This window comes from Pseudohaliea sp., from assembly GCF_054552115.1.
Genome location: NZ_JBTOLW010000013.1, coordinates 1 through 13,998, shown reverse-complemented (window position 1 = coordinate 13,998; position 13,998 = coordinate 1). Strand labels below are relative to the sequence as shown.

General features: G+C 67.2%; 14 protein-coding genes. 10 read left to right on the top strand and 4 right to left on the bottom strand.

From position 1 onward, the window contains the following. Positions 1-7: 7 nt before the first annotated feature. Both ubiT and ACX93N_RS08215 read right to left on the bottom strand, forming a co-directional pair. The gene (gene ubiT, locus ACX93N_RS08220) at positions 8-544 is read right to left on the bottom strand and encodes a ubiquinone anaerobic biosynthesis accessory factor UbiT (protein WP_459427925.1); all 537 of its coding nucleotides are present in this window, start codon (positions 542-544) and stop codon (positions 8-10) included. Positions 545-577: 33 nt separating this feature from the next. Further along, positions 578-1,141 (bottom strand): gamma carbonic anhydrase family protein, encoded by a 564-nt coding sequence (locus ACX93N_RS08215; RefSeq protein WP_459427924.1) that lies wholly within the window; start codon positions 1,139-1,141, stop codon positions 578-580. 115 nt (positions 1,142-1,256) lie between these two features. Between ACX93N_RS08215 and ACX93N_RS08210 the strand changes: the two genes are divergently transcribed. Beyond that, positions 1,257-1,523: a YheV family putative zinc ribbon protein gene (locus ACX93N_RS08210; protein WP_459427923.1), complete on the top strand. Its 267-nt coding sequence runs from the start codon at positions 1,257-1,259 to the stop codon at positions 1,521-1,523. Between the two features lie 24 nt (positions 1,524-1,547). Here ACX93N_RS08210 and ACX93N_RS08205 read toward each other — a convergent pair whose 3' ends face one another. Further along, complete coding sequence (locus ACX93N_RS08205) at positions 1,548-2,873, bottom strand: MATE family efflux transporter (protein WP_459427922.1); 1,326 nt, start codon at positions 2,871-2,873, stop codon at positions 1,548-1,550. Positions 2,874-3,124: 251 nt separating this feature from the next. On the opposite strand from ACX93N_RS08205, the gene coxB reads away from it, so the two are divergent. Genes coxB through ACX93N_RS08185 form a run of 4 tightly spaced genes read left to right on the top strand, consistent with a single transcriptional unit; the run spans position 3,125 to position 7,474 of the window. Then, positions 3,125-4,270 carry a cytochrome c oxidase subunit II gene (gene coxB, locus ACX93N_RS08200; protein WP_459427921.1) on the top strand — a complete coding sequence of 382 codons (1,146 nt, stop codon included), beginning with the start codon at positions 3,125-3,127 and terminating at the stop codon, positions 4,268-4,270. Between the two features lie 13 nt (positions 4,271-4,283). Further along, complete coding sequence (gene ctaD, locus ACX93N_RS08195) at positions 4,284-5,864, top strand: cytochrome c oxidase subunit I (RefSeq protein ID WP_459427920.1); 1,581 nt, start codon at positions 4,284-4,286, stop codon at positions 5,862-5,864. 30 nt (positions 5,865-5,894) lie between these two features. Then, on the top strand, positions 5,895-6,455 hold the full coding sequence (locus ACX93N_RS08190; RefSeq protein ID WP_459427919.1) for a cytochrome c oxidase assembly protein: 561 nt from the start codon (positions 5,895-5,897) through the stop codon (positions 6,453-6,455). Between the two features lie 44 nt (positions 6,456-6,499). Further along, a complete protein-coding gene (locus tag ACX93N_RS08185; protein ID WP_459427918.1) occupies positions 6,500-7,474 on the top strand; it encodes a cytochrome c oxidase subunit 3 in 975 nt (324 codons plus the stop codon). 16 nt (positions 7,475-7,490) lie between these two features. On the opposite strand, the gene ACX93N_RS08180 is transcribed toward ACX93N_RS08185, so the two are convergent. Then, complete coding sequence (locus ACX93N_RS08180; RefSeq protein ID WP_459427917.1) at positions 7,491-7,739, bottom strand: DUF2909 domain-containing protein; 249 nt, start codon at positions 7,737-7,739, stop codon at positions 7,491-7,493. A 54-nt stretch (positions 7,740-7,793) separates the two neighbouring features. Between ACX93N_RS08180 and ACX93N_RS08175 the strand changes: the two genes are divergently transcribed. The 5 genes from ACX93N_RS08175 to polA are packed head-to-tail and all read left to right on the top strand — an operon-like array spanning position 7,794 to position 13,623. Next, a complete protein-coding gene (locus tag ACX93N_RS08175; RefSeq protein ID WP_459427916.1) occupies positions 7,794-8,594 on the top strand; it encodes an SURF1 family protein in 801 nt (266 codons plus the stop codon). After that, positions 8,587-9,288, top strand: coding sequence for a hypothetical protein (locus ACX93N_RS08170; protein ID WP_459427915.1), 702 nt, complete (start codon positions 8,587-8,589; stop codon positions 9,286-9,288). The genes ACX93N_RS08175 and ACX93N_RS08170 overlap by 8 nt, the downstream gene beginning before the upstream one ends. A 5-nt stretch (positions 9,289-9,293) precedes the next feature. Next, entirely contained in the window at positions 9,294-10,217 is a 924-nt protein-coding gene (cyoE, locus tag ACX93N_RS08165; RefSeq protein WP_459427914.1) for a heme o synthase, read from the top strand. A gap of 20 nt (positions 10,218-10,237) precedes the next feature. Then, positions 10,238-10,876, top strand: a complete 639-nt coding sequence (locus ACX93N_RS08160) for an SCO family protein (RefSeq protein ID WP_459427994.1) — start codon at positions 10,238-10,240, stop codon at positions 10,874-10,876. Positions 10,877-10,896: 20 nt separating this feature from the next. Then, complete coding sequence (polA, locus tag ACX93N_RS08155) at positions 10,897-13,623, top strand: DNA polymerase I (RefSeq protein WP_459427913.1); 2,727 nt, start codon at positions 10,897-10,899, stop codon at positions 13,621-13,623. Positions 13,624-13,998: the final 375 nt, after the last annotated feature.

The window sequence follows — 13,998 nt, the reverse complement described above, 5'->3', positions numbered from 1 at the left end:
GCGCCCTTCAGGCGGCGTCGACAGTCCCGGGCAGCGCCTCTGCGAACTCGGCACCAAAACCCAGGGCCCGGGTAAGGGGCGCCGGCAGTTCGTCGAAGTCGACGCTGTCGATGAGGTTCTTCACCTGCAGGCCGAGCTCTGTATCGCCCTCGATCACCAGCCGGCGCTGGAAGAACAGCGTATCCGGATCTTCGCGGCGCGCGGCGAGGAGCAGCAGGCTGCGCGCGTCCCCCGCAAAGGTGGCCTCCGCACCGTCGCGGCCGGCGCGGAAGGCGAGCCGCACGCCGCTCTTGGTCACCAGCCAGTCGCAGCCGATATCGAGGATGCGGATGCGCAGGCTGCGCCCCTCGAGAAAGTCCACGTCGCCGTCCGCAAGCTGCGGCGCCAGCGCACGGTTCACCGCCGCCTCGGCAGCGGCCCGCTCCACGGGTGCGGGGACCAGGGCCAGGGGGCCGGGCCAGGGCAGGCGGCTGACGCCGGGCAGACGGGCCAGCGTGCGCGGGAGGGCGGCGCTGAGGGAGTGGGAAAAAGAGCTGGCGATCATAGTGGCCTCCTGGCGGGTGCGGGGGACGGCGGCTCAGCCCCCGCCCTCGAGTTCGGCGAGGTGGCTGTCCTTGAGACGGACGTAATTATCCGCGCTATAGCGGAAATAGCCTTGCTCTGCATCAGTCAATGGGCGTTGCTGCCGTGCCGGGACGCCGGCGTACAGGTAGCCGGAGACCAGGCGCTTGCCCGGTGTGACCAGCGCCCCGGCAGCGATGACCACCTCCTCTTCCACCACCGCGCCGTCCATGACGGTGGCCCCCATCCCGACCAGGACCCGGTCGCCGATGCGGCAGCCGTGCAGCGTGGCGTTGTGGCCCACGGTGACCTCGGCGCCGATGGCCAGCGGCCAGCCGTCCGGGTTGTAGGGGCCGGCGTGGGTGATGTGCAGGACGCTGCCGTCCTGGATGCTGGTGCGCGCGCCGATCGTGATCCAGTGCATGTCGCCGCGCACAACCGCGTTCGGCCAGATAGAGACATCATCGCCGAGGCTGACGTCGCCGAGGACCACGGCGGAGGGGTCGATCAGCACCCGCTCGCCGATTTTCGGCCGGTGGCCGCCGTAGCTGCGCAGGCTGGTGGCGGTGTAGTGATGCATGGGGCGTTCCCCGGAGTTGCTAGAATGCTGTGAGCTGCCGAGTGTAACCGCAGCACCGACCACGGATCATCAACCGGTCGTGACCCGATCGGAAACACCTGCACGGAGAGCCTGCATGGAACCGCCCTTCCGGCCGCGCCGCCGCTTCATTGCCGGTGCCGTCTGCCCCCGCTGCGCTGCCATGGACCGCCTGGTGGTGGATCGGGACACGGACCGCCGCGAGTGCGTCGCCTGCGGCTTCAGCGAGGCCCGCCCCGAGCCGCCCGCGGCGTCCGAGGTGCCGACCCGGGTCACGCGCGCCTCAGCGCGGCGCAGCGAGACCGCGCCGGAGGTGGTCAACCTCATCGACCCGTCGCGGCCGCCCTCCGATGCGGAGGACTAGCCCGCGATGCGGGGGCGCCGCTGGTCACGCCGCCAGCCAGCGGCCGCGGCGGCTGTAGCGCAGGAAGACCCCGCCCAGGAACACTCCGCGGGCCAGGTTGAAGAGGCTGAAGGCCAGCCACAGCCCGTCGTTGCCGAGGGGCCGGGTCAGCCACCACACCGGCAGGTAGACCCCGAGGGCGGCCAGCCACATCGTCGTCATCATCGGGCGCGTCTCCGCGGCGCCGATGAATACGCCGTCCAGCAGGTAGCTCGGCGCCGCCAGCAGGGGCAGCGCGACCAGCCAGCCGCTGTGCGCCGCGAGCACCGCCTGCACGCTGGCAAGATCAGACAGCAGCGGGAAGATCAGCGGCCTCCCCGCGTAGATCAGCGCACTGATGAGCACCGCGCTGCCCGCGCTCCACCAGGCGCAGCGGCGCACCACCGTGCGGAAACCGTCGAGGTCGCGCGCGCCGAGCCGGTCCCCGGCCAGTCCCTCCGCGGCGTAGGCGAAGCCGTCGAGGGAAAAGGCGGCGAAGAGCAGGAACTGCAGCATGAGGGCATTGCCGGCGAGCACGTCCTCGCCCAGCTTTTCCCCCGCCGCCGTGAAGAAGGCAAAGCAGGCCAGCAGGCAGGCCGTGCGCAGGAACAGGTGGCCGTTGGCGCGCCAGAGCTGGCCGTAGCCATGGCGGTCCGTGAGCGCGCGGCGCAGGTCGCCGGGCGGCAGCCGGCCCCCCGCGCGACGGACCGCGACGATTGCGATCGCGAGGCCCAGGTACTCGGCGCAGGCGGTCGCCAGGGCGGCGCCGTCGCTGGCCAGCCCGAGCCCGAGGATGAACAGCACGTCCAGCGCGATGTTGCTGCCGTTGGTCACCAGCAGGATCGCCATCGGCCAGCGCGTGTCCTGGCGACCGATGCACCAGCCGACCACCGCATAGGTGGCCAGGACCGCCGGCGCGCTGAGCAGCCGCAGCTGGATGTAGCTCGCGGCGGGCGCGGCGAGAGCCGGGTCCGGCTGCATGAGGGACAGGCCCAGGGACAGCCAGAGCGGGTGCAGGATGACGATGAGCGCGGCAATGGCCACGCCGAGGGCGGCGGCGCGCGCGAGTACCCTGAGAGCCTCTCCCGGCTTCCCGGCGCCGCCGGCACGGGCGACCAGCCCGGTCGTGCCCATGCGCAGGAAGCCGAAGCCCCAGTAAAGAAACGAGAGGATGGCGCTGCCGATGGCCACGGCACCAAGGTAGCGGGTGCTGTCGAGGTGCCCGAGGATCGCCGCATCGACCAGTCCGAGGGTCGGGATGGATACGTTGGCGAGAATCGCGGGCCAGGCGATCCCCCATATCTTGTGGTCAAGGCGGCCGTTGTTACCCACTGCTGGTAGGGCTCCTCGGTTGTCATCCCCGGGGGATGATCCAGATGCAAATCGGTTACGTAGGCGGACGCCTTTCGTTATACTTTGCGCCGCCTGGACTGCGTCGCTTTGTCGCAACCGGGCGGCAACACAGTCCACTCCGCGCTTGTCGACCACGCCCCCGGGGCGAGTCCGGCCAGCGCGCTCAGCAGCTCGACGGGCCTGAACTGGTGGTGGTGATGTCCTCAGGCTTGGAACTGGAGAAGTACTCGATGTCCTTGAATAACCTTAAAAGGCTGCTCGTGTGCGCGGCCGGCGTCCTCGTCACGCTTCCGGCGCTCGCCCTGGCAGCCGGCGGCGAGAAGAACGCGGTGAACATGCCCGTCGGTGTTACCGATGTCGGGCAGTCCATCTTCGACCTTCACATGATCATCCTATGGATCTGCGTCGCCATCGGCGCGCTGGTGTTCGGGGTCATGTTCTACTCCATCATCTACCACCGCAAGTCCCGCGGTGTGAAGCCGGCGCAGTTCCACGAGAGCACCAAGGTGGAAATCGCCTGGACGGTGGTGCCGTTCCTGATCCTCATTACCATGGCCGTGCCCGCCACCTCGACGCTGCTGGACATCTACGATTTCGATGACGCCGAGATGGACGTGCTGGTGACCGGCTACCAGTGGAAGTGGAAGTACGAATACCTGGCCGAGGAGGGAGAGAACGTCGCCTTCTTCTCCAACCTGGCGACGCCGCAGTCGGAGATCTACAACACCGACGACAAGAATGAAAACTACCTCCTCGAGGTGGACGAGCCGCTGGTGATCCCCGTGGACACCAAGGTCCGCTTCCTGGTCACTGCCAACGACGTCATCCACTCCTGGTGGGTGCCGGAGCTGGCCGTAAAAAAGGACGCCATTCCCGGTTTCATCAACGAGACCTGGACCCGCGCCAATGAAATCGGCACCTACCGGGGCCAGTGCGCCGAGCTCTGCGGCAAGGATCACGGCTTCATGCCCATCGTGGTCGAGGTCGTGAGCAAGGAAGACTACGCCGCGTGGCTGGGTGAGAAGCAGGAGCAGGCGGCCAAGGTCCAGGAACTCATGGCCCAGACCTTCACCCTCGACGAGCTCATGGAGCGCGGCAAGGCGGTTTACGAGCGCAACTGCCTGGCCTGCCACGGCGCCCGGGGCGAGGGCGGCGTCGGCACCGCCATCGCGGGCAGCGCTATCGCGACCGGCGAGATCGCCGGCCATCTTAATGTCGGCATCAACGGTGTGCCCGGCACGGCGATGCAGGCCTTCGGTGGCCAGCTCAACGACGTCGACCTGGCGGCCGTGATCACCTACCAGCGGAACGCGTTCGGTAACAACATGGGTGACCTCGTGCAGCCCATCGACGTGTTCAACTACAAGCAGGGCTGAGGAGAGAAAGACCATGGGAGATCATCATCACGGCCCGGCCAAGGGCCTCTCGCGGTGGCTCTTTACCACCAACCACAAGGACATCGGCACGATGTACCTGTGGTTCTCGTTCGCCATGTTCCTGCTCGGCGGCACCTTTGCCATGATCATCCGGGCGGAGCTGTTCCAGCCCGGCATGCAGCTGGTGGAACCGGCCTTCTTCAACCAGATGACCACCCTGCACGGCCTGGTCATGGTCTTCGGCGCGATCATGCCGTCCTTCGTGGGCCTGGCCAACTGGCTCATCCCCATGATGATCGGCGCGCCGGACATGGCGCTGCCGCGCCTGAATAACTGGAGCTTCTGGATCCTGCCCCCGGCGTTCCTGCTCCTCGCCTCCACGCTGTTCATGGAGGGCGGCGCCCCGGCGGCCGGCTGGACCTTCTATGCGCCCCTGTCCACAACCTACGCGGCGCCGTCGGTCACGATCTTCATCTTCTGCATTCACATCCTCGGCCTGTCCTCGATCATGGGCTCCATCAACATCATCGCCACGGTGATGAACATGCGGGCGCCGGGCATGAGCTACATGAAGATGCCGCTGTTCGTCTGGACCTGGCTGATCACCGCTTTCCTGCTGGTGGCCGTGATGCCGGTACTGGCGGGGGCCGTGACCATGATGCTCATGGACGTGCACTTCGGCACCAGCTTCTTCTCCGCCGCCGGCGGCGGCGATCCGGTGCTGTTCCAGCACATCTTCTGGTTCTTCGGCCACCCGGAGGTCTACATCATCATCCTGCCGGCCTTCGGCGTGGTGTCGCAGATCATCCCGGCCTTCTCGCGCAAGCCGCTCTTCGGTTATGACTCCATGGTCTACGCCACCGCGGCCATTGCCTTCCTGTCCTTCATCGTGTGGGCGCACCACATGTATACCGTGGGCATGCCCGTGGCCGGTGAGCTGTTCTTCATGTACGCCACCATGCTCATCGCCGTGCCCACCGGCGTGAAGGTGTTCAACTGGATCACCACCATGTGGCGCGGTGCGCTCACCTTCGAGACGCCCATGCTGTTCTGTATCGGCTTCCTGGTGCTGTTCACCATCGGCGGCTTCACGGGCCTGATGCTGTCCATCGCTCCGGCGGACTTCCAGTACCACGACAGCTACTTCGTGGTGGCCCACTTCCACTACGTGATGGTGGCCGGCGCCGTGTTCAGCATGACCGCCGCGATCTATTTCTGGCTGCCGAAGTGGTGCGGCAGGATGTACAACGAGACCATGGGCAAGACCCACTTCTGGATCTCGTTCATCGGCTTCAACATCACCTTCTTCCCGCAGCACTTCGTGGGCCTGGCGGGCATGCCGCGGCGCATCCCGGACTACTCGCTACAGTTCGCGGACTTCAACATGATGTCCTCGATCGGCGCCTTCATCTACGGCGCCTCGCAGCTGCTGTTCCTCTACAACGTCATCGCGACCATCGTCGCCGGCAAGCCGGTCTCCGACGAGAAGGTCTGGGACGGCGCCGAGGGCCTCGAGTGGACCGTGCCGACGCCGGCGCCCTACCACACCTTCGAGGTGCCGCCGAAGATCGACCCGGCCCACGCGCACTCGTAAGGCAGGCAAGGGAAAGGAGCAGGGCGAACCATGCTGCGCATCAGCGACAACCCCGCCGTCGACACCGCCGCGAAGCTGGTGGTGGCGGCGCTTGTGATGTTCAGCTTCGTGTTCGTGGTCATGGTGCCGCTGTACAACGTGCTCTGTGATGCCCTCGGCATCAACGGCAAGACCAGCGGGCAGGCCTACACGGCCGCGCCCGCCGGCATCGACGAGACCCGGGAAATCACGGTGCAGTTCATCGCCCGCAACAATGACGGTATGCCCTGGGCCTTCAGCCCCGGCGATCGCGTGCTGCGCGTGCATCCGGGCCAGGCGGCGAACACGGTGTTCCACGCACAGAACCCGCTGCCGAGGGCCATGGTCGCCCAGGCGATCCCGAGCATTTCACCGTCCCGGGCCGCGGCCTATTTCCACAAGACCGAGTGTTTCTGCTTCAACCAGCAGCCGCTGGACGGGGATAGCGCGGCGGACATGCCGCTGCAGTTCATCGTCGATCGGGATCTGCCCCGGGATATCAAGACCATCACGCTGTCCTACACGCTGTTTGACGTGACGGACATGGCGAGCGACGCCGTCGCCGCCCGCTGAGGTGCCGCGCAGGGGAGCGGCATCGCCGTAAACGGAGAGAGAGAATGACAACCCAGACGTCTACCGCGCACGAAACCTATTACGTACCCGAAAAGAGCAAGATGGCGGTGATGGCCACCATCGGTCTCGTGCTCAGTATTTTTGGCGCCGCCAGCCTCATGAACGACATGACCTTCGGCGAGCCCGGGGCAGACAGCAACTCCAGCCTTATCCTCTACGTCGGCCTCTTTGTCTTCGGTGCCACCCTCTTTACCTGGTTCCGCCAGGCCATCCGGGAGAACATCGCGGGCATGAACAGCGCCCAGCTGAAGAAATCCTACGTGCTCGGCATGGGCTGGTTCATCTTCTCGGAAGTGATGTTCTTTGCCGCGTTCTTCGGTGCCCTGTTCTACGTGCGCAACCTGGTCGGCCCCTGGCTGGCCGGCGAGGGCGACGGCGGCCGCATGAACCACCTGCTCTGGGAGGGCTTCCAGTTTTCCTGGCCGATGATGCAGACGCCGCAGGAGGCTGTCGGTGGCGCCGGCAGCCAGCTCATGGCCAACAACGGTACCTTCACCAGCGCCCAGAAGAGCATGGCCTTTGCCGAGGCCTCCGCCTGGTATCTTTGGCTGCCGCTGTGGAACACCATCATCCTGCTCTCCTCGAGCGTCACCGTTCACATCGCGCACATGGGTCTGCTTGACAACAACCGGCGCAAGTTCAACCTGTGGCTGGGGCTCACCGTGTTCCTCGGTGTTGTTTTTGTCTGCCTGCAGGCGCTGGAATACTACGAGGCCTATGCGCATTTCGGCCTGACCCTGAACTCGGGGATCTACGGCTCGACTTTCTTCATGCTCACCGGCTTCCATGGCTTTCACGTACTGATGGGCACGTTCATGCTGGGCGTGCAGCTGTACCGCTCTTTGCGGGCGGGGCATTTCACGGCGGACGACCACTTCGGCTTCGAGGGGTCTAGCTGGTACTGGCACTTCGTCGACGTGGTCTGGGTGTTCCTGTTCCTCTTCGTCTACATCCTCTGAGTTATGCTCTGAGGTTTCACTCCGCAGCCCGCGATGCCGCGCCCTTCGGGCCGGCATCCCAGGGGTTGCGATGGCCGAGCTGGCCGGTGGCGACGCCGTAGACGATCACCGTCGCCAGCCCCAGCGCCAGCCCGAGGCGGACCCCGAGGGAATGAAAGGTCCGCCGGCTGTTCTTGTCTCCCTGGTCGACCAGCAGGAAGTACAGCCCGCTCCCGAGGCTGGCCACGAGTAGTACCATGAACACGATGATCAGCGCTTTCAGCACGATGGCCCCCGGATGCTGCGCAAACCGGCAGTATAACGCAGTCGGTGCCCGCTGATGCGGGCCTCCCTGGGCGCGCTGGAGCTCGACCTCGAGTGGCGGACGACACTGCTCGTCGCCCTCCTGTTGCCCGCGCTCATCGGCCTCGGTTGCTGGCAGCTCGACCGGGAGAGGGAGAAGCGCGCGCTGCTCGAGCGCTTCGAGGTCCGGCAGGCCGCGGACCCGGTACCCGTGAACAGCGTCCTTGCGGCGCGGGCCCCGGCGGCCCTGGCCTACCTGCCGGTGCGCCTGCGCGGGCGCTACCTGGCGGATCGCTACCTGCTGCTTGACAACCGGGTGCAGGGCGGCCGCTTCGGCTACGAGGTCGTGTCGCTTTTCGCCCGGAAGGACGGCGGCTACGCATTGATCAACCGGGGCTGGGTAGCGGGCGACCCGGCGCGGCGCTCGCTGCCGGAGCCCGCCTCGCCGACCGGAATGGTGGCGGTCACCGGGCAGCTCTACGTGCCGCCGGACCCGCCCTACCTGCTGGGCGAGCAGTCCCGCGCCGTGGACGACTGGCCGCGGGTGGTGCAGGCGCTGGAAATGGCCCCGCTCGCCGAGGCCCTCGCCGCAGACCTCGGCGCGCCGGTCTTTCCCTGGAGCGTGCGCCTCGACGCGGATGCCCCGGGTGCGCTGGCCGTGGACTGGCCCGTCGTCAACGTGAGCCCGGCCAAGCACCGGGGCTATGCCGTGCAGTGGTTCACCATGGCGGCGGTGCTGGGGTTGTTTTTTGTGCTGCGCAGCAGCAATCTCTGGGCCCTCCTGCGTGGCCGGCGCCAGGCAGAGAAGGCCAACGATGACGGACGGACGCATGACTGAGCCCATGGGCAACACGGCACCGGAGCTGGACCCGGCTACGGTAAACCGCAACCGGTTGGTTTTGCTGACCATCGCCGGTATCCCGGTGACCATGATTCTCGCGGCGACCTGGCTGTGGTATTTCGTGGTCAATGGTGACCTTGACCTGGTGGGCAGCCTCGGCACCGCCAACAACGGGCAGCTCCTCCAGCCGCCGCGGCCGGTGGCCGAGCTCGGGCTCGTGGATCAGGCGGGCGAGCCCTATGCGCTCGCCGCCAATGCGGTCGCAAAGGGCGAACCGAAGTGGACACTCCTCATACCCGCGCCGGGGGCCTGCGACGCCGCCTGTGAACACCGGCTCTACCTCACCCGGCAGATCCATGTCGCCATGGGCAAGGAGTTCAACCGCCTGCAGCGCGCCTGGGTCGGCGATCGCAAGATTGCCGAGACCGCCTTTCCGCTGGACACCCTGAGCGACGGTACCGACGCCCCGGGTACCTTCGCCGGCTACCTGGAGACCCAGCACGTGGGCATGCTCACCCTCGGCGCGGACGGCGCCGACCTGCGCGCGCAGTTCCCCGAACTCGCCGAGCGCCCGGACACCTGGTACCTCGTGGACCCGGCGGGCTGGGTGATGATGGCCTACGACGACAGCGTCAACTACAAGGACGTAATGGCCGATCTCAAGTTCCTCCTCAAGAACTCGGCCGGGTGAGCGCGATGACGGAAGCCGTGACGCAAGCCGCCGGGGCTACCTGGCGCGACTACAAGGAGCTCACCAAGCCCGGCGTGGTGGCGCTGATGATCCTCACCTCGGTCATCGGCATGTGCATGGCGGTGCCCGGCTGGGTGCCGCTCGATGCGCTGATCCTCGGCAACCTCGGCATCGCCCTGTGCGCCGGTGCCGCCGCCGCGGTAAACCACCTGGTGGACCAGCGCATCGACGAGCGCATGGCGCGCACGCGCAATCGCCCCATCGCCCGCGGCCGCGTGGCACCGTTGAACGCGGCCCTCTTCGCCCTCGCCCTCGGCGTGGCCGGTATGGCCATCCTCCTCGTCTGGGTCAATGCGCTGACTGCCTGGCTGACGCTCGCCTCCCTGGTGGGCTATGCCTTTATTTATACGCTGTTCCTGAAGCGCGCGACGCCGCAGAACATCGTCATCGGCGGCCTCGCCGGTGCGGCCCCGCCGCTCCTCGGCTGGACGGCCGTGACCGGCGAAATCCACGGCCACGCGCTGCTGCTGGTGCTCATCATCTTCGCCTGGACCCCGCCGCATTTCTGGGCCTTGGCCATCCATCGCAAGGAAGAGTACGCCCTCGTGGACGTGCCCATGCTGCCGGTGACCCACGGTGAGGCCTTCACCAAGCTGCACATCCTGCTGTACACGATCATCATGTTCCTGATCACGCTGCTGCCCTTCGCCACGCGGCTCTCCGGGCCGCTCTACCTCGCCGGCGCGCTGGTGCTCGGCGGTCGCTTTCTGTGGTGGGCCATCGTGCTTCTGCGCGGCACGAACCCGCGGGCGGCTATCATGACCTTCAAGTACTCGATCAACTACCTGATGCTCCTGTTCCTCGTCATGCTCGTCGACCACTATCTCTTCACGCCGGGGCTGCTGCCCTTCGGGTACCTCGCACCGTGAGCGGGTCCAGCGGCAAGCCCATGCCCCGGGGGGTGCGCCTGACCATCGTCGGCGTCCTCGCTTTCATCCTGGTGATCGTCGCCGGCTTCGTGTATCGCATCCAGCAGCCGCGGATTCTCACGGTGAGCGAGATGCGCGCCAACGGCCTCTACCTGCTCGACACGCCTCGGGAGCTCGGCGACTTCGCGCTGGTGACCCACCGCGGGGAGCCCTTCGTGCCGGCGAGCCTCGAGGACCAATGGAGCCTGGTCTTCTTCGGCTTCACCCACTGCCCGGACATCTGCCCCACCACCATGGCCTTCCTCGATCGCCTGGCCGGCGAGCTCGAGGGCACGGAGGCGGCAGCTACGGAGGTGTTCATGGTGTCCGTGGACCCGGCCCGGGACACGGTGGAGCAGCTCGCCAGCTACGTCCCCTATTTCAACGCCGACTTCACCGGCGTGACCGGCGAGTTCCTCGACCTTTTCAATTTCGCCACAAAGCTGAACTCACCCTTCCGCAAGGTGCCGGGCCAGGGCGAGGACTACGTCATCGACCACAGCGCAAACGTGGTGCTCATCAACCCGCGCGGCGATTACCACGGCTTCTTCAAGGCCCCGCTGGATCTGGCCAAGATGAAGGTCACGCTGCGCTCCGCGCGCTATCTCTGGAACCGCTGACCCCCCCGGGAGGAACGACCATGGGTGATGCCGCACCGCTGGTTCTCGTCGACGGATCGTCCTACCTCTACCGCGCCTTCCATGCCCTGCCGGACCTGTCGACCTCCAGCGGCGAACCGACGGGCGCCGTGCGCGGGGTCATCAGCATGCTGCGGCGGCTCCTCAAGGACTACCCGGGGAGCACGGTGGCCGTCGTCTTCGACGCGCCGGGCAAGACCTTCCGCGACGAGCTCTTTGCCGAGTACAAGGCCCAGCGCCCGCCCATGCCCGACGAGCTGCGCGACCAGGTCGAGCCCATCCACGCGATCGTCCGCGCCATGGGCCTGCCGCTCATCTGCGAGGCCGGCGTCGAGGCCGACGACGTCATCGGTACCCTCGCCCGGGAGGCCGCAGCCCGCGGCCGCGCGGTCGTGATCTCCACCGGCGACAAGGACATGGCGCAGCTCGTGGACGGGCACATCACCCTGGTCAACACGATGACGGAGACGGTGCTCGACGAGGCGGGGGTGGAGGAGAAGTTCGGCCTGCCGCCGTCGCTGATCATCGACTACCTCGCGCTCATGGGCGACAAGGTGGACAACATCCCGGGCGTCCCCGGCGTGGGCGAGAAAACCGCGCTCGGGCTCCTGCAGGGTATCGGCAGTCTCGACGCCATCTACGCGGACCTCGACAAGGTGGCCGAACTGCCGCTGCGCGGTGCGAAAAGCCTCGGCAGGAAGCTCGCTGACCAGGAGGACAAGGCGCGCCTGTCCTACCGGCTGGCGACGATCAAGACCGACGTCGAGCTGCCCTTCGCCCCCGGCGATCTAGCGCCCGGCGAGCCCGACAAGGACGCCCTGGTCGAGCTGTATACCCGGCTTGAGTTCAAGGGCTGGCTCGAGGAGCTGCTCGGCGACGGCTCGGCGCCGGCACCGGAGACCGCTGCCGGCGAGATCGACCGGGACGGCTATGATACGGTGACCACCGAGGCGGCGCTGGACGCCTGGCTGGAACGGCTCAAGGGCGCCGAGCTCTTCGCCTTCGACACCGAGACCACGAGCCTCAATTACATGGTCGCGGAGATCGTCGGCGTCTCTTTCGCCGTCGCCCCGGGCGAGGCCGCCTACGTCCCCCTGGCCCATGTCTACACCGGCGCCCCCGAGCAGCTCGATCGCGACGCGGTGTTCGCGAAGCTGAAACCCCTCCTCGAGGACCCGGGGCTCGGCAAGGTGGGCCAGAACCTCAAGTACGATGCCAGCGTGCTGGCGCGCCACGGCATCGAGCTTGCCGGCGTGCGCTTTGACACCATGCTCGAGTCCTACGTGCTGGACTCCACCGCCACCCGCCACGACATGGACAGCCTGGCCCTCAAGTACCTGGGCCACCGCACGATCCACTTCGAGGAGGTGGCCGGCAAGGGCGCGAAGCAGCTCACCTTCGACCAGGTACCGGTGGAGCAGGCGGCCCCGTACGCCGCCGAGGACGCGGACGTGACCCTGCGCCTGCACGCGATGCTGTGGCCGAAGCTCGAGGCGGAGCCCGCGCTGCGCGCCGTTTTCGAGGACATCGAGCTGCCGCTGGTCCCCGTGCTTTCGCGCATGGAGCGCCACGGGGCTCTTCTCGACTGCGAGCGCCTCGCGCGGCAGAGCGAGGCGCTCGGCGAGCGCCTGGGCGAGCTTGAAGCGGAGGCCCACGAGCTGGCCGGCGGGCCCTTCAACCTGGGTTCAACCAAGCAGCTTGCGGAGATCCTATTCGAGCGCCTCGGCCTGCCGGTGCTACGCAAGACGCCGAAGGGCGCGCCGTCGACCGCGGAAGAGGTGCTGCAGGAGCTCGCCCTCGACTACCCGCTGCCGAAGGTGCTCCTCGAATACCGGGGGCTGTCCAAGCTGAAGTCCACCTACACGGACAAGCTGCCGACCCTGGTCAACCCCGGGACGGGCCGCCTGCACACCTCCTACCACCAGGCGGTGACCGCGACCGGGCGCCTGTCCTCCTCGGACCCGAACCTGCAGAATATCCCGATCCGCACGGAGGAGGGCCGGCGCATCCGCCAGGCCTTCATCGCCCCGGAAGGCTGCCGGCTCCTCGCCGCCGACTATTCGCAGATCGAGCTGCGCATCATGGCCCACCTCTCCCGCGACAAGGGCCTGCTCGCCGCCTTCAACGACGGCCTCGACGTGCACCGGGCCACGGCCGCCGAGGTCTTCTCGACGGACCTGGACAAGGTCTCGACAGAGCAGCGGCGCAAGGCCAAGGCGATCAACTTCGGCCTGATCTACGGCATGTCTGCCTTCGGCCTCGCGCGGCAGCTGCACCTCGGTCGCAACGAGGCGCAGGAATACATCGACCGCTATTTCGAGCGCTACCCGGGCGTCGCCGACTACATGGAGCGCACCCGCGCCGCCGCCCACGAGCGCGGCTACGTGGAAACGCTCTTCGGCCGCCGCCTCTACCTCCCGGAGATCAACGCCCGCAACAAGCAGCGCCAGCAGGCCGCCGAGCGCACGGCGATCAACGCGCCGATGCAGGGCACGGCCGCCGACATCATCAAGCGCGCAATGCTCGACGTGGATCACTGGCTGGCCGCCGAGGCGCCGACGGTCCGCCTGGTAATGCAGGTGCACGACGAGCTGATCCTCGAGGTCCCCGAGGAGGATGTCGACGCGATCTCCCCCGCCCTCTGCGAACGCATGGCCGGCGCTGCCGAGCTCGCGGTTCCGCTCGTGGTCGAGGCGGGCAGCGGCCGCAACTGGGACGAGGCGCACTAGCCCCCCCCGGTCGCGCCAAAATTTTTTTCTCGCCACGGGGAACAACGGCCCCCCGACCCTGTCTATCCGGTTGTGGCGCAAGCCACACCGGGTCTTTCCACCATCCCCGGTGGGAATGCCCCTTTCTCTTCCCCTGAGAAAGCCAAGCCCTGCCCGGCCGGTGCTCCCCCTCTGCACTTGCCGGGCTTTTTTATGCCTGGCTTATTCCTTCTGGTTCTCGATGCTTTCAGTTGGGTGCACTGTTGCTTGTGCCGGGGCGCTTCGTGGTTGGCTCAGGAGGTGCTTCGTAGTCCGGCGCCGGGGCTTGCGACACCCTGTCCCGGGACCGCAAAAGCGCCATCCATGGCAGCTCGACAGCGGACATCCATGTCCGCT